Source organism: Mycobacterium heidelbergense (genome assembly GCF_010730745.1).
GTDB classification, from domain to species: Bacteria; Actinomycetota; Actinomycetes; order Mycobacteriales; family Mycobacteriaceae; genus Mycobacterium; species Mycobacterium heidelbergense.
In genome coordinates this window covers 2,774,723-2,789,650 of the sequence record NZ_AP022615.1, presented here as the reverse complement: position 1 = coordinate 2,789,650, position 14,928 = coordinate 2,774,723, and the positions used below count along the sequence as shown (strand labels likewise).

The following is a 14,928-nucleotide window of genomic DNA, read 5'->3' as shown; positions in this document are numbered from 1 at the left end:
CCTGCCTACGACTTCCTGGGGGCATAGATCCTCGCGATCACCCTGGCCCCGATGTTGATGACCGCGATCACCAGAATGAGGGTTAGCGCCGCGCCCCACAACCGCTCCGTGGGCACGGGGTTGACGCCCGCGCCGGCCGACGTCTGGTTGTACATCATGCCGGGCAGCGACCCCATGAACCCGCGGAAGATGTCGAAGTTCATCGACTGCGAATAACCGACGAGGATCAGCAGCGGGGCCGTCTCACCCATCACTCTGGCCACCGCCAGCATGATCCCGGTGACGATGCCGGACAGCCCGGTGGGAATCACGACCCTGGCGATGGTCTTCCACTTCGGGATCCCCAGCGCGTAGCTGGCCTCACGCAGGTCCACCGGGACAATCCGCAGCATCTCCTCGGTGGCCCGCACGATCACCGGCAGCATCAACAAGACCAGCGCCAACGACACCGCGAACTCGGAACGGGGAAACCCCAGCGTCGCCACCCACGCCGCGTAGACGAACAACGCCGCCACGATCGAGGGCACACCGGACAGGATGTCCACCATGAACGTGGCCAACCTGCCCAGCGGGGTGCCGCCGCCGTATTCGACCAGATAGATCGCCACCATGATGCCGAAGGGGACCGAGAGAGCGGCGCACACCAGTCCCTGCAGCAACGTGCCGACGATCGCGTGGTAAGCGCCGCCGCCCGCCACGAAGGCCATCATACCGGCTTGCGAGTGCGTCCACCACGTGGTTGAAGCAATCGCCTTGAATCCCTTGGCAACTACCGAGCACAGCACCCACAGCAAGGGCGCCACGGCGATCACCATCGACGCCATCACCAACGCGGTCGCCGCGTTGTTCGCGACCCGACGACGCCGGCCCACCCCCGAGAACGCCCGCGCCTTGAGCGGACGGTCCAGCATCGAGGTCATCGGCTGCTCCCGCTCCCGGCTCCAACGACAACGCCACGCGCCAGCGCGTCGACCAGAAAGGTCAGCAGGAAAAGCACCAATCCCGCGGCGAGGTACGCGCCGGCCTTGAATTGATCCTCGAATTCCGCCGCGGTGGCCGCGATTTTGGTCGCGAAGGTGGAACCGCCGTCGAACAACGACCAGCCGAACGCGGCCTGGGTGCCCCGCAAAATGATCAGCAGCGCGACCGTCTCGCCCATGGCACGGCCCAGGCCCAGCATCGCGCCGCTGAGGTAGCCGGATCGCCCGAACGGCAGCACGGTTGTCTTGACGACTTCCCAACGCGTGGCGCCGAGCGCCAGCGCGGCCTCGATCTGGTCGTGCGGTGTCTGCACGAACACTTCGCGAGTCACCGCGGTGATGATCGGCAGGATCATCACCGCCAGAACGATCCCGCCGGTGAAGATGGTGCCGCCACCGGCCACCGACGCATTGCCGGTGGCGAACAGGAAGCACCACCCCAGGGTCTGATTCAGCCAGGTGGCGACGGGTCTCAGTTGCGGCGCCACTACGTACAGGCCCCACGCGCCATAGATGATCGAGGGGACCGCGGCCAGGAGATCGACCGCATAGGCCAGCGATCCGGCGACCCGCCGCGGGGCGTACTGCGTGATGAAGAGGGCAACGCCCAAGGCGACCGGCATGGCCAGGATCAACGCGAACAACGACACGAACGCCGTCACCTGCAGCAGGTCGAAGATCCCGAAGTGCATCGCCGAGGTGTCGGTGGTGACCCAATTGCCGCCGTAGCTGAAGAAGTTCTCCCGGTTGCGCTTCAGGGCCGGCAGTGCGCGCAGCAACAAGAATCCGCCGACCGCGGCGATCAGAACGACGACGAGGACACCCGAAGCCTGCGCCAGCCGGCGAAACACCCTGTCCCCCAGCCGCGGCTGGGCGCGCCCCCAGGGGCTGATCGGTACCACCGGCGACTCGGGCAGGGGCGCAGCAACCACCGCACCCGAACCCGCGGCGGACGGGTTTGGCTGTGTCACTGTGATCCCGTCACAGTTCTGCTTTCGCTCCTTGCGCCCATTGGTCACTGCAGGGCGTTGATCGCGGTAACCAATCGCTCCTTGACCTTATCGGGCAGCGGAACATAACCGGCGGACGCAAGCCCGGCCTGCCCGTTGTTGGCGGCCACGGTAAGGAACGACTTGATCGCGGTGGACGTGTCCGGGTCGTAGCCCTTCGAGCACACAATCTCGTAGGTGGCCAGCACCAACGGGTATGTGCCCGGCCGCTGCGAGGCATACATCGAGTTCAGGTCCAGCACCAGGTCGTTGCCATCGGCCACGAACCTGGCCGCTTGGATGGCGTTGCCGGCCGTGTCGTTCGTGAGCTGAACCACGCCGTTTCCGGTGTCGATCAGCGCGTAAGGCACACCCGCCTGATCGGCAAAGCCTTTCTCGACGTACCCGATGGCGCCCGGTGTGGTCCGCACGGCCTGGACCACACCGGCCGACTTTGTCGCCCCTTCGCCGACGCCGCCCTGAAATTCGGTGCCGACCCCGCGGGTCCAGCTCTGCGGCGCGGCGGCCGTCAGATATTTCTGGACGTTGTCGGTCGTGCCCGACGAATCCGCCCGGTAGATCGGCACGACTTTGGTATCGGGCAGGGCCACACCGGGATTCAGCGCCGCGAGTACCGGGTCATTCCAGGCCGTGATCCTGCCGCTGAAGACCTTGGCCAGGGCGTCACTGCTGACGACCAACCTCGGAACGCCCGGCAGGTTGTACACCAACGCGACCGGCCCGAACACCAGCGGCAGGTCCCACGCCGGGTTCCCGTCGCAGCGCTTGGCGGCGGGGCCGATCTGATCCGCAACCAGCGGCGAGTCCGCTCCCGCGAAGTCGACATGGCCGGCGACGAACTGCTCGCGGCCGGCGCCTGAACCGGTCGGGTTGTACGCGACGCCCTTGCCCGGGCAGTACTGGCCCCACACCTGGTTGAACAGCGCGATCGCGTTCTGTTGAGCGGTCGAGCCCTCCGCCGTCAGCCTGTTTTTGCCGCCGCATCCCGCGGTGCCGGCGGACCCCGGGATGGACGTCGCCACGGCGCCGCGACGGTTGTCGTCGCTGCCGCAGGCCGTCCCACCGCAAACCGCCGCCGCCAACGCCACCGCCGTCAGCGCCCTGCCCTTTCCGTCGAGCCTCACCGATCTCGCTTTCTGACTCACTTCGGACGCATCCGGGCGCCGCCGGCCATCTTCCAAAGAGAGGTTGCCAAGACACCGCGAAAGTATGCGCCGATCCGGCACACAGAAGCCCGTAGAGGTGAATGCGGGATGAATAATCGGCTTCGGTCAGCTGGTGATCGACGCGTAGGCGGTGTCGACGCTGTGGGTGGTGAAGCCCAAGCGCCGGTAGGTCCGCACCGCCGCGACGTTGTCCGACTCCACATAAAGCATCACGGCGGGGTCGGGGGAACCCGCCAGCCGGCGTGCCAGCCACTGAATTCCGGTGGCCGTCAACGCCTGACCGAGGCCGCGGCCCTGGGCCGACGGGTCAACGCCGACGACGTAGACCTCGCCCAGGCCCGGTTGGTCGAGGTGCACCTTCGTCCAATGGAAGCCCAGTAGCCGGCCCACTTGATCGCTATCGGGGGCGCCGAACGCCAGGAACAGGCCGGCGGGGTCGAACCACGGTTCGCCGCGCCGCTCCGCCAGCTCGACTTCGGTCCAGCCGCCCTGTTCGGGGTGGTGTGCGAACGCGGCGTTGTTGACGCGCAGCAGCTCCGCGTCGTCGGACGTGCCCTCGTAGGCGCGGATCCGCACCCCGGCCACCGGCGGCCCCGGATCGGGGGTGTCACGCAGGGTGCGCCGCATCTGGACGAGTTCTCGCACCGCGACCAGGCCGAGCGCGGAGGCGGTCGCCCGGGCCGGCGCCAGCGTGCCGTGCGCCCAGAACTGGTTGCGCCCGGCCGACCTGGCCAGCGCGGCGCGTCCCATCGCCGCGCCCACACCGCGCCGGCGGGCCCGCGGATGCACCACCAGCTCCGCCATCCCGGCGCCCCCGTCGCGCGGTGGGCTCAGATTGAGGTAACCGACGACCGTGCCGGCGGCGTCTTCCGCGGCGCCGGCAACCAGCAGATGCTCGGTGCGGTCCTGCCCAAGCTCGCGCAGCACCTGTTCACCCACGGGGGCTATCCCGTCGAATTCCGTTGCCGCCGTGACGAGTTCGCGCACTTGCCGCTGCTCGTCGGCGGTCAGCGTGAGGCGCCAGTCGGGCGTGGTCACTGACTGCGCAGCGGGTCGCCCAGCGGGTCTTGCAGATCCTCGGCGCCGGATTCGGCGCCGTCGGCGGCTTCGGCTTCGGTGGGGTCGGCGATCGGCGCCCGCCCCCGCGCCGGCCGAACGGCCTTGTAACCCACGTTGCGCACCGTGCCGATCAATGCCTCGTACTCGGGGCCGAGTTTGGCGCGCAGTCGACGCACATGCACATCGACGGTGCGGGTGCCGCCGAAGAAGTCGTATCCCCACACCTCGTGCAGCAGCTGCGCGCGGGTGAACACCCGGCCGGCGTGCTGCGCCAGGTACTTCAGCAGCTCGAACTCCTTGTAGGTGAGGTCGAGCGGGCGGCCCCGCAGCCTCGCGGTGTAGGTGCCCTCGTCGATCACCAGTTCGCCGAGGCTCACCTTGCCCGCGCTCTCCTGGTCGGCCAGGCCGCCACGGCGGCCGATGACCAGCCGTAGCCTGGCGTCGATCTCGGCTGGTCCGGTGCTGGGCAGCAGGATCTCGTCGAGCCCCCAGTCGGCGCTGACCGCCACCAGGCCGCCTTCGCTCACCACGGCCAGGACGGGGACCGAGCGGCCCGCGGTGCTCAACAGCCGGCACAGACCGCGCGCGGACGACAGGTCGGTGCGCGCGTCGACGAGCACGGCGTCCGCGGTCCCGGCCTCAAGCAACGAGGATGGTTCTGGCGGCGCCGTCCGGACGGTGTGGGGAAGCAGCGACAACGACGGCAGGACCGGGTCGGGGTGCAGCTCCGAGGTCAGCAGTAATAGCTCCAACAAGCCCCTCCAGCTCGTGGGAAAGGCATCTCCCAATTCGTCACGCCATCAGGCGTTAGTTGCCAGGCCATCTAACGATAACGTGCCACCTGGGCTTTGGCCCGGTGTAAAGGCGGTGTGAACCCTGCCACCGGGTGGTCCGGGGCAATGCGAACGCCGGGAGCTGCGCCACAATATGCGGATGCGCAAGGTGTTGATCGGTGTGACGGCAGCGGTGATCGCCGTGGCCGTGGTCGTCATCGGCGCCGTCGGCGTCGACTACGGAACCAGCATCTACGCCGAATACCGGCTGTCGTCCAACGTGCGCAAAGCGGCCCAGCTGGGCTCCGACCCGTTCGTCGCCATCCTGGCGTTCCCCTTCATCCCGCAGGCGTTGCGCGAGCACTACAACGAGCTGGAGATCAAGGCCAACGCCGTCGATCACGCGATGGTCGGCAAGGCCACCCTCGAGGCCACCATGCATTCGATCGACCTGACCTACGCGTCGTGGCTGATCAGGCCCGACGCGAAGCTGCCGGTGGGCAAGCTGGAGAGCCGCATCATCATCGACTCGATGCACCTGGGCCGGTACATGGGAATCGGCGACCTCATGGTCGAGGCGCCACCGCAGGAAACCAACGACGCCACCGGCGGCACCACCGAATCCGGGATCTCCGGCAGCCACGGGCTGGTGTTCAGCGGCACGCCGAAGTCGGCCAACTTCGACCACCGGGTCAGCGTTTCGGTGGACCTTTCCATCGCCGACGACGACCAGGCGACGCTGGTGTTCACCCCCACCGGCGTCCTCACCGGACCCGACACCGCCAATCAAACCGTTCCGGACGACAAGCGGGACGCGGTGCTTCATGCGTTCAGCGCCAGGCTGCCCGATCAGCGGCTTCCGTTCGGCGTGGCGCCCCAAACCGTGGGTGCGCGCGGCTCCGACGTCATCATCGAAGGCATCGCCCGGGGAGTAACGATCACGCTCGAGGGGTTTAAGCAGTCATGATGACCACCGTTATCGCCGCGACCGTAGCGGCGGTCGTCGTGGCAACCCTCGCGGGATGGTTGTTGACGCGCCGCTCGGGAAGCATCCGGGAGATTCATCCCGACCGGGGCGCCGGCCCCGACACCGCGGACCTGGGCCTGTCCCGCAGCGGGCCGACCGTCGTGCATTTCAGCGCCCCGTGGTGCGGCCCCTGCGATCGCGTCCGTCGAGTGGTCGGTCAGGTCTGCGAGGACCTGGGCGACGTGGCCCACGTCGAGATCGACCTCGATGCCAATCCGGGGACAGCCCGGCGGTTTTCGGTGCTGTCGCTGCCCACCACGTTGATCTTCGATGCCGACGGGCGACAGCGGTACCGGGCGTCCGGCGTGCCCAAGGCCGCCGATCTGCGGTCGGCGCTGCAACCGCTGTTGGCTTGAGCGCCGTGTCATTGGGTAAGCTGATCGACGTGTCAACCCGCCTCGAGCCCATGCTCACCAAGCGTCGCGCAGTTGATCTGTGCCGCATCGCGGGTTGTTGCTGTTGCTGTCGCTGTAGCTGCTGAATAGCCGCGCCCGCGCGCGCTCGGAGCAGCCCCGGAGCCCCCACCGCGGCGTGCCTCCCCCTTTTCGCGCCACAAGATTTTTTAGGAGTAGCACCGTGTCGAGCAGCAACACCGTCGTGCAGCCGGACCGCGTCGACGTCCGCGGACCCAGGTTCGCCGCCTGGGTCACCTCCGCAGCCCTGGTGCTCGCGCTCATCGCTTCGGCCGCCAGTCCGCTGGCGGCCGCTGTCATTCTCGGCGCGCAGGCCGTCGTCTTTGCGATCGGCGCCGTCGGCGGCCCGCGCCGGCACCCCTACGGGCGCGTGTTCGCCGGCGTCCTTGCGCCCCGGCTGGGACCCGTCACGGAGCGCGAACCGGTGGCGCCGCTGAAGTTCGCCCAACTCGTCGGGCTGACCTTCGCGGTCGTCGGCATCGTCGCGTTCGCCGCCGGCGCTTTCTTGGTGGGCGTCGTCGCCACCGCGGCCGCGCTGGTGGCCGCCTTCCTGAACGCGGCCTTCGGCATCTGCCTGGGCTGCCAGCTCTACCCGCTGGTCGCACGCTTCCGGCCCACTCCCGCTTAAACCATTCGTCAGAAGCAATCGAAAGGAATCCCCATGGCACGCTCCGACGTCCTGGTCTCCGCGGACTGGGCCGAGAGCAATCTCAACGCCCCGAACGTCGTCTTCGTCGAGGTCGACGAGGACACCAGCGCCTACGACACCGGCCACATCGCCGGCGCGATCAGGCTGGACTGGCGCACCGACTTGCAGGACCCGGTCAAACGTGACTTCGTCGACGCGCAGCAGTTCTCCAAGCTGCTGTCCGACCGCGGCATTTCCAACGACGACACCGTGATCCTCTACGGCGGCAACAACAACTGGTTCGCCGCCTACGCCTACTGGTACTTCAAGCTGTACGGCCACGTCGGCGTCAAGCTGCTCGACGGCGGCCGCAAGAAGTGGGAGCTCGATGGGCGCCCGCTGTCCACCGACACCGTCAGCAGACCGGCCACCTCCTACACCGCGGCCCCGCCGGACAACACCATCCGGGCCTTCCGTGACGAGGTCATCGCGGCCATCAACGTCAAGAACCTGGTCGACGTGCGTTCGCCCGACGAATTTTCGGGCAAGATCCTCGCGCCGGCGCACCTGCCGCAGGAGCAGAGCCAGCGGCCGGGTCACATCCCCGGCGCGCTCAACGTTCCGTGGAGCAAGGCCGCCAACGAGGACGGCACCTTCAAGTCCGACGAGGAGTTGGCCAAGCTGTACGCCAACGCCGGACTGGACGGCACGAAAGAAACCATCGCGTACTGCCGGATCGGGGAGCGTTCGTCGCACACCTGGTTCGTCCTGCAGGAATTGCTCGGGCATAAGAACGTCAAGAACTACGACGGCAGTTGGACGGAATACGGCTCCCTGGTGGGTGCCCCGATCGAGTTGGGAAGCTGATATGTGCTCTGGACCGAAGCAAGGACAGACGTTGCCCGCCGGCGTCGATCTGGAGAAGGAAACGGTGATCACCGGCCGCGTCGTGGACCGCGACGGCCAAACAGTGGGTGGGGCGTTCGTCCGCTTGCTGGACTCGTCGGACGAGTTCACCGCCGAGGTGGTCGCGTCGGCCACCGGTGACTTCCGCTTCTTCGCCGCGCCGGGATCCTGGACGCTGCGCGCGCTGTCCCCGGTCGGCAACGGCGACGCCGTGGTGACGCCGTCCGGCGCGGGCATCCACGAGGTGGACGTCAAGATCGCCTGACGGACCGGCCGCCGACCGGGTTGTCCCCCGGGGAGCCCAGGGAAGAATAGACTCGTCGCCGTGGTGCTCTTCTTCGAGATCATGCTGGTCGTGTCAGTCGTGGTCATTTCGTGGTTCGCGCTGTACACGCTCTACCGGCTCATCACTGACGAATCGTGACCCGTGCCGGCGACGATGCAGAGCGCAGCGATGCTGAGGAGCGGCGCACGACCTCCGGCGAGGGCCCCGACGGGCCGGCGGGTTCCGGTGACCGCGCCGTGGCCGCCGCTGCCGAGCGCGCCAAGGTCACCGCGTCCCGCAACATCCCCGCCTTCGACGATCTGCCGGTTCCCGCCGACACGGCGAACCTGCGCGAAGGCGCCAACCTCAACGACGCGCTGCTGGCGTTGCTGCCGCTGGTCGGCGTGTGGCGCGGCGAGGGCGAGGGCCGCGGAAACGACGGGGACTACCGGTTCGGTCAACAGATCGTCGTCTCGCATGACGGCGGCGACTACCTCAATTGGGAAGCCCGGTCCTGGCGGCTCGACGACAAGGGCGACTACCAGGAACCTGGCCTGCGCGAGACGGGCTTTTGGCGCTTTGTGCGCGACCCCTACGACCCGAGCGAATCCCAGGCCATCGAGTTGTTGCTGGCTCATTCGGCCGGCTACATCGAATTGTTCTACGGCCGGCCGCGCACCCAGTCGTCGTGGGAGTTGGCGACCGATGCGCTGGCCCGCAGCCGGTCGGGCCTGCTGGTCGGCGGCGCCAAGCGGCTCTACGGCATCGTCGAAGGCGGTGACCTGGCCTACGTCGAGGAACGGGTGGACGCCGACGGCGGCCTGGTGCCGCACCTTTCGGCGCGACTGTCGCGCTTCGCCGGATAGCTATCCGCGCGGTGTCATGACATGGAGCGGCCCCCGAGCAAGGCTCTCGGTTGGACAGACCGGAACTCGGGGGCCGGGTGGCTACGGGGAATTCGCCAGCGTGCATTGCGCCGACTTTTCCGAGCCAATGCAGCTAACTCGTAGCCACCTCACATGTCCATGAAGCTATCAATTTCGCGGACCACCTCCTTCCCTGTGTACGGCCGACCGTACCGGCCATTCCGCTAGCCGACAACAGAATTCAGCGCTTAGCGATCGCTGACGATCGCGGCGTCGACGAGTTCGGCGAATTCGGCGGCCATCGGGGACGGGGGCAGTCGCCGGCCGTCGAGCGTGTGCACGCGAGCGGCCAGGGTCATGCTGGAGACTAACCAAATCCCTTGGGCTGCAAGCAGATCAGGGACGCGCAGCGCGCGATAGTCGCAGTCGTAGCCCTTGGCCCTGGCCACCTCGAAGAGGGCCTGCTGCGTGGTGCCGCGCAGGATCGGATACCACGGTGGCGGTGTCAGCAGGCACGGATTCCCCGCTGCGCCCGCTTCGGATTCGGTCGCGATCACCACCGTCGAGCGCGGGCCTTCCAGGATGTAGCCGTCGGAGCTGACGAAGATGACATCGCCGGCGCCCCGTCGGGTGGCATGACGCAGGACGGCCATGTTGACCGCATACGACAACGTCTTGGCGCCGGCCAGCAGCCACGGCATGGCGTCGATGCCGGTGGCGGGCAATCCGCGGTTCAGCGTGATCGCCGCGACCCCCTCGCGGCGAACCGCGGTCACCCTCTCCGGGACGGCGTTGACCATCACGTAGGCCGTCGGCGCCGAACCGCCCTCGCGGCCGCGGCTGTAGATCAAGCGCATCGCGCCTTCGTCGGCGGAGCCCGCGACCCACCGCCGTGTCGCCTCCCCGATGGCATGCCGCCAGCTCGCGAGCTCCGGCTCGGGCAGGTCCATCGATTTGGCCGACTGGGTCAACCGCTGCAGGTGCGACTCGACCAGGCACGCCCGGCCGTCGCGCACCAGCAGCGTCTCGAAGATGCCGTCGCCGCGAACCGCGGCCAGGTCGTCGGCGTGCAGCAGCGGGGCACCCGGCGGATGTGTCTGCCCGTCCAGCGTGACGATCACACCCATCACCATGGGCGACAAGCCTAACCGGCGCCGGCCCGTAGAGTTGACCTGTGACCGCAGTTCCCGCACCAGATCCCGGCCCCGACGCGGGCGCCGTCTGGCATTACGGCGATCCCCTGGGCGAGCAGCGAGCGGCCGAAACCGACGCGGTGTTGATCGACCGCTCGCACCGCGCGGTGCTCACCCTGACCGGCAAAGACCGGCAGGCCTGGCTGCACAGCATCTCCACCCAGCACGTGAGCGAACTGCCCGAGGGCGCCAGCACGCAGAACCTGAGCCTCGACGGCCAGGGCCGGGTCGAGGACCACTGGATCCAGACGGAGCTGGGTGGCGTGACCTACCTCGACACCGAACCCTGGCGGGGTGACCCGCTGCTGGAGTACCTGCGCAAGATGGTGTTCTGGTCGGAGGTCACCCCGGGCGGCGCGGACATGGCGGTGCTGTCGCTGCTGGGTCCGCGGCTGGCTGACCGGGCGGTGCTCGACGCGCTCGGCCTGGACGCCCTGCCCGCCGAGCTGACCGCGGTTCCAGTCGCGGGCGGTGGCTTTGCGCGGCGGATGCCCGGCACGCTTGCCGACCCGATCGAACTGGACCTGGTGGTGCCGCGCAGCGAGTCGGCCGACTGGCGGGGGCGCTTGGCGCAGGCCGGCGTGCGGCCGGCCGGGGTGTGGGCCTTTGAAGCTCACCGGGTGGCAGCGCTGCGCCCGCGGCTCGGCGTCGACACCGATGAGCGCACGATCCCCCACGAGGTGGGGTGGATCGGTGGTCCCGGCGAGGGAGCCGTGCATCTGAACAAAGGTTGCTACCGCGGGCAGGAGACCGTCGCGCGGGTGCACAACTTGGGTAGACCGCCCCGGGTGCTGGTGTTGCTGCACCTCGATGGCTCGGTGGAACGGCCCTCGACGGGGGACGCGGTGCTCGCCGGCGGCCGCGCCGTCGGACGCCTCGGAACCGTGGTCGAGCATGTGGACCTTGGGCCGGTGGCGCTGGCACTGCTCAAGCGTGGGCTGCCGGCCGACGCCGAACTGGCGACCGGCCCGCAGGCCGCGGTCGCCGCCGCAATCGACGCCGATTCCCTACCCGGCACCGAACACATCGGAGCCGGACGGCTGGCCGTCGAGCGGTTGCGCGGCGGAACGAGATGATCGCCGCGACGTCCGCCACAGCGGGCAGGGGTCACCAACACCCGACCATGGGGCACGGTAAACTGTCGGCAGGACAATAACGAGACCAAGAGATCGGGGCCGCCTACTTGTTAGGCCGCTCCGTTATTGCGCGAGGGGGTTCCCCCATGGGCCGCGGCCGGGCTAAGGCAAAGCAGACCAAGGTTGCACGAGAACTTAAATACAGTTCCCCGCAGACCGACTTCGAGCGGCTTCAGCGCGAGCTGTCAGGAACCGGCGCCGAAGGGTCCACCGAGCTGGACGACGAAGGCTCAGACAATTCATGGAGCGACCAGGACGACTGGCACCGCTAAAACCTCGGGTGCTGCCCGACCAGCTTGGCCCGCGGGCCTTCTTTTCCGCCTTTGCCGACGGTGCCCAACACCCAGCAGTCCAGGTGCCGCGCGGTCAATATGGCCAAGGCGCGGTCGGTGTCTTCCGGAGCGACAACGGCGATCATGCCGACGCCCATGTTGAACGTCTTTTCCATCTCCTCACGCGCCACCCGGCCACGCTGGGCGATCATGGCGAACACCGGCGCGGGCGTCCAGGTGCCGCGGTCGACCTCGGCGACCAGCCCGGGCGGGATCACGCGTTGCAGGTTGCCGGCCAGCCCACCGCCGGTGACGTGGCAGAAGGTGCGGACATGGGTTTCGGCGGTCAGCGCCAGGCAGTCTTTGGCGTAAATCCGGGTGGGTTCCAACAGTTCTTCGCCCAGGGTGCGGCCGAACTCCTCCACGTAACCCGCCAGATTCATCCGGTCGATCTCGAGCAGGACCGTGCGGGCCAACGAGTATCCGTTGGAATGCAGGCCCGAAGAGCCCAGCGCGATGATGACGTCGCCGGGCTTGACGCGGTCGGGCCCCAGGATGTCGTCGGCCTCGACGACGCCGACGCCGGTGGCCGAGATGTCGTAGTGGTCCGGTTCCATCAGGCCGGGGTGTTCGGCGGTTTCGCCGCCCAGTAGCGCGCAGCCGGCCCGCACACATCCCTCGGCGATGCCGCTGACGATCGCGCTCAGGCGTTCCGGCACGGTCCGGCCGACCGCGATGTAGTCCTGCAGGAACAGCGGCTCGGCGCCGCAGACGACGAGGTCGTCGACCACCATCGCGACCAGGTCGAGGCCGACGGTGTCGTGCTTGTCCATCGCCTGCGCGACCGCCAGCTTGGTGCCGACGCCATCGGTGGAGGCGGCCAGCACCGGCTCCCGGTAGTCGCCGCGCAGAGCGAACAGGCCGGCGAATCCGCCGAGCCCGCCGCGCACCTCGGGCCTGGTGGCCTTGGTGGCCAGCGGCTTGAACAAGTCGACGGCGCGTTCACCGGCTTCAATGTCCACCCCAGCGGACGCGTATGTAATGCCCTGGCTGCCCGGTTCTCGTCCGGGGCTTTTTCCGGGATCCGTCATCGCGGTAAAGGCTACCGGGCGGCGCTCACCGCCGGTATCAAACGTCTTTGAAGTGCTGCGAGCGGATTTCGTCAGCGGACGACCGGCACTTCGTCGGGCGTCAGATCGTCGAGCCCGGCCCCGCGCGCGGCGTTGGCGAGCATGTGCTCGATGACGTTCTTGCCCAGCGCGGTCTCGTCGGGCAGCTCGATCGGATACTTGCCGTCGAAGCAGGCGGTGCACAGCCGTGACGCGGGCTGCTCGGAGGCCGCGACCAGTCCCCGCAGCGAGATGTAGCCCAGCGTGTCCGCCCCGATGGCGTGCCGTACCGCCTCGAGCATCTCCTCCTTGTCTTCGACGGCGTTGGCGATCAACTCGGCCGGCGACGGGAAGTCGATGCCGTAGAAACAGGGCCATTTCACCGGGGGCGAGGCGATGCGCACGTGCACTTCGACGGCGCCGGCTTCGCGCAGCATGCGCAGCAGCGCGCGCTGGGTGTTTCCCCGCACGATCGAGTCATCGACGACGATGAGCCGCTTGCCGCGGATCACCTCTTTGAGCGGATTGAGCTTCAGCCGGATGCCGAGCTGGCGGATGGTCTGCGACGGCTGGATGAAGGTGCGCCCGACGTAAGCGTTCTTCATCAGGCCCTGCCCGTACGGAATGCCGGACTCCTGCGCGTATCCGACGGCGGCGGGGGTGCCCGATTCCGGCACGCCGATCACCAGGTCGGCGTCAACCGGGCATTCGCGCGCCAGCCGGCGGCCGATATCCACCCGGGTGGCGTGCACGGACCGGCCGGCGATCGTGCTGTCCGGCCGCGCCAGGTAGACGTATTCAAAGACGCAGCCCTTGGGCTCCGGGTTGGCGAAACGCGTCGAACGCACACCGTCGGCGTCGATCGCCAGCAGTTCGCCCGGCTCGATGTCGCGGACGAACGAGGCGCCGACGATGTCGAGCGCGGCCGTTTCGGAGGCCACCACCCAGCCGCGATCGAGCCGCCCGAGCGAAAGCGGCCGCACCCCATGCGGATCGCGGCACGCATACAGCGTGTTCTCGTCCATGAACGTCAGGCAGAACGCGCCGCGCACGGTCGGCAGCAGCTCCAGCGCCGCCCGCTCCAGGGTGGAATCGGCCGCGCCGTGGGCGAGCAACGCGCCCAGGATGTCGGAGTCCGTCGTGGCGGGGGCCGGGCATCGGGTGCCGATCAACCCCGCGGCGCGGGCACGCGCGGCAAGGTCGGCGGTGTTGACCAGATTCCCGTTGTGGCCCAACGCAACCCCGGTGCCGGCCGCGGTGTTGCGGAAGACCGGCTGGGCGTTTTCCCACGTGGTGTCGCCCGTGGTGGAGTAGCGGCAGTGCCCGATGGCGACGTGGCCGTGCATCGCGGCCAGCGTCTGCTCGTCGAACACCTGGCTGACCAGGCCCAGGTCTTTGAAGACCAGCACCTGGGATCCGTCGGCGACCGCGATACCCGCGGCTTCCTGCCCGCGATGCTGCAGCGCGTACAGGCCGTAGTAGGTGAGTTTGGCGACTTCCTCGCCCGGGGCCCAGACCCCGAATACGCCACACTCTTCACGGGGGGAGTTCAGGTCGTGCTCGGGTGCTTCTGGTCCAGCGACGGTCACGGTTCGGCGGCTCCCTGGCGAACGATTGGTGACGTAACGGAGTCTACGGGCACGATGGCCCGAGCGCCGAATCCGGTGCGCGTGTTGAGCGCCGAAAAGCCCTCCGATAACCCTAAAGGTGCAGTTCAGGGTTATCTTCAGCCCACGTCGAACAGGGGCAGCCAGTGGTCGATTTCACCCGCCCGGGCACCCGACAGCGTCAACGCCCCGGTGGCCTGCGCCTCCCCGAGCGCCAACAGCCCGGTGGCCAGCAGCAGCCAGGTCCGGGGATCGGTCTCCACCACATTCGGTGGCGTGCCGCGGGTGTGCCTGGGGCCGGGGATGCATTGCACCGCGGCGAACGGCGGGACCCGGAGCTCGACGCTGGCGCCCGGCGCCAGCGCGGCCAGCGTGCGTGCGGTGAGCCGAACCGCCGTCGCCACAGCGTCCCGGTCGGGCGCCGGGCGAGATTCGTCACGCAACCAGTCCTCGACGGCCAACACGGCGTGCCGAGTCTGTGCCGGATCGGCTCGTTGACGGGCGGCCATACCTTAGGG

At 68.5% G+C, this 14,928-nt stretch carries 18 protein-coding genes; 9 read left to right on the top strand and 9 right to left on the bottom strand.

The window, feature by feature from the left end:
* Positions 1 to 5: 5 nt before the first annotated feature.
* The 5 genes from pstA to G6N25_RS13160 all read right to left on the bottom strand — a co-directional run bounded on the left by pstA (position 6) and on the right by G6N25_RS13160 (position 4,970).
* Positions 6 to 920 carry a phosphate ABC transporter permease PstA gene (gene pstA, locus G6N25_RS13180; RefSeq protein WP_083072244.1) on the bottom strand — a complete coding sequence of 305 codons (915 nt, stop codon included), beginning with the start codon at positions 918 to 920 and terminating at the stop codon, positions 6 to 8.
* Positions 917 to 1,951: a phosphate ABC transporter permease subunit PstC gene (gene pstC, locus G6N25_RS13175; protein WP_372506953.1), complete on the bottom strand. Its 1,035-nt coding sequence runs from the start codon at positions 1,949 to 1,951 to the stop codon at positions 917 to 919. Before pstC ends, pstA begins: the two co-directional genes overlap by 4 nt.
* A 44-nt stretch (positions 1,952 to 1,995) precedes the next feature.
* Positions 1,996 to 3,114 carry a phosphate ABC transporter substrate-binding protein PstS gene (pstS, locus tag G6N25_RS13170; RefSeq protein WP_083072245.1) on the bottom strand — a complete coding sequence of 373 codons (1,119 nt, stop codon included), beginning with the start codon at positions 3,112 to 3,114 and terminating at the stop codon, positions 1,996 to 1,998.
* A 147-nt stretch (positions 3,115 to 3,261) separates the two neighbouring features.
* Positions 3,262 to 4,194: a mycothiol synthase gene (mshD, locus tag G6N25_RS13165; protein ID WP_083072246.1), complete on the bottom strand. Its 933-nt coding sequence runs from the start codon at positions 4,192 to 4,194 to the stop codon at positions 3,262 to 3,264.
* Complete coding sequence (locus G6N25_RS13160; protein ID WP_142272455.1) at positions 4,191 to 4,970, bottom strand: winged helix-turn-helix transcriptional regulator; 780 nt, start codon at positions 4,968 to 4,970, stop codon at positions 4,191 to 4,193. The genes mshD and G6N25_RS13160 overlap by 4 nt, the downstream gene beginning before the upstream one ends.
* Before the next feature lie 172 nt (positions 4,971 to 5,142).
* Between G6N25_RS13160 and lmeA the strand changes: the two genes are divergently transcribed.
* From lmeA to G6N25_RS13130, 7 genes are all read left to right on the top strand, one after another.
* A complete protein-coding gene (gene lmeA / locus G6N25_RS13155) occupies positions 5,143 to 5,955 on the top strand; it encodes a mannan chain length control protein LmeA (RefSeq protein WP_083072248.1) in 813 nt (270 codons plus the stop codon).
* Positions 5,955 to 6,371, top strand: coding sequence for a thioredoxin family protein (locus tag G6N25_RS13150; protein ID WP_083072249.1), 417 nt, complete (start codon positions 5,955 to 5,957; stop codon positions 6,369 to 6,371). The genes lmeA and G6N25_RS13150 overlap by 1 nt, the downstream gene beginning before the upstream one ends.
* A 5-nt stretch (positions 6,372 to 6,376) precedes the next feature.
* Positions 6,377 to 6,496, top strand: coding sequence for an Ms5788A family Cys-rich leader peptide (locus G6N25_RS24475; RefSeq protein ID WP_408632428.1), 120 nt, complete (start codon positions 6,377 to 6,379; stop codon positions 6,494 to 6,496).
* A 95-nt stretch (positions 6,497 to 6,591) separates the two neighbouring features.
* A complete protein-coding gene (locus G6N25_RS13145) occupies positions 6,592 to 7,056 on the top strand; it encodes a DUF4395 domain-containing protein (RefSeq protein ID WP_083072250.1) in 465 nt (154 codons plus the stop codon).
* A 33-nt stretch (positions 7,057 to 7,089) separates the two neighbouring features.
* Positions 7,090 to 7,923, top strand: a complete 834-nt coding sequence (locus G6N25_RS13140) for a sulfurtransferase (protein WP_083072251.1) — start codon at positions 7,090 to 7,092, stop codon at positions 7,921 to 7,923.
* A 1-nt stretch (position 7,924) separates the two neighbouring features.
* Complete coding sequence (locus tag G6N25_RS13135; RefSeq protein WP_083072252.1) at positions 7,925 to 8,227, top strand: DUF1416 domain-containing protein; 303 nt, start codon at positions 7,925 to 7,927, stop codon at positions 8,225 to 8,227.
* Between the two features lie 257 nt (positions 8,228 to 8,484).
* Positions 8,485 to 9,093 carry a nitrobindin family protein gene (locus tag G6N25_RS13130; RefSeq protein ID WP_083072379.1) on the top strand — a complete coding sequence of 203 codons (609 nt, stop codon included), beginning with the start codon at positions 8,485 to 8,487 and terminating at the stop codon, positions 9,091 to 9,093.
* A gap of 248 nt (positions 9,094 to 9,341) precedes the next feature.
* Here the strand turns inward: G6N25_RS13130 and G6N25_RS13125 are convergent, their stop codons facing one another.
* Entirely contained in the window at positions 9,342 to 10,214 is an 873-nt protein-coding gene (locus G6N25_RS13125; RefSeq protein WP_142272464.1) for an aminodeoxychorismate lyase, read from the bottom strand.
* A 53-nt stretch (positions 10,215 to 10,267) separates the two neighbouring features.
* Between G6N25_RS13125 and ygfZ the strand changes: the two genes are divergently transcribed.
* Complete coding sequence (ygfZ, locus tag G6N25_RS13120) at positions 10,268 to 11,362, top strand: CAF17-like 4Fe-4S cluster assembly/insertion protein YgfZ (RefSeq protein WP_083072254.1); 1,095 nt, start codon at positions 10,268 to 10,270, stop codon at positions 11,360 to 11,362.
* Between the two features lie 146 nt (positions 11,363 to 11,508).
* A complete protein-coding gene (locus G6N25_RS13115) occupies positions 11,509 to 11,694 on the top strand; it encodes a DUF3073 domain-containing protein (protein WP_083072255.1) in 186 nt (61 codons plus the stop codon).
* Here the strand turns inward: G6N25_RS13115 and purM are convergent.
* The 3 genes from purM to G6N25_RS13100 all read right to left on the bottom strand — a co-directional run bounded on the left by purM (position 11,691) and on the right by G6N25_RS13100 (position 14,919).
* A complete protein-coding gene (gene purM / locus G6N25_RS13110) occupies positions 11,691 to 12,785 on the bottom strand; it encodes a phosphoribosylformylglycinamidine cyclo-ligase (RefSeq protein ID WP_083072256.1) in 1,095 nt (364 codons plus the stop codon). The two genes, G6N25_RS13115 and purM, sit on opposite strands and share 4 nt — an antisense overlap.
* A gap of 71 nt (positions 12,786 to 12,856) precedes the next feature.
* A complete protein-coding gene (purF, locus tag G6N25_RS13105) occupies positions 12,857 to 14,392 on the bottom strand; it encodes an amidophosphoribosyltransferase (protein WP_083072257.1) in 1,536 nt (511 codons plus the stop codon).
* A 137-nt stretch (positions 14,393 to 14,529) separates the two neighbouring features.
* Positions 14,530 to 14,919, bottom strand: coding sequence for a sterol carrier family protein (locus G6N25_RS13100; protein WP_083072258.1), 390 nt, complete (start codon positions 14,917 to 14,919; stop codon positions 14,530 to 14,532).
* Positions 14,920 to 14,928 lie beyond the last annotated feature (9 nt).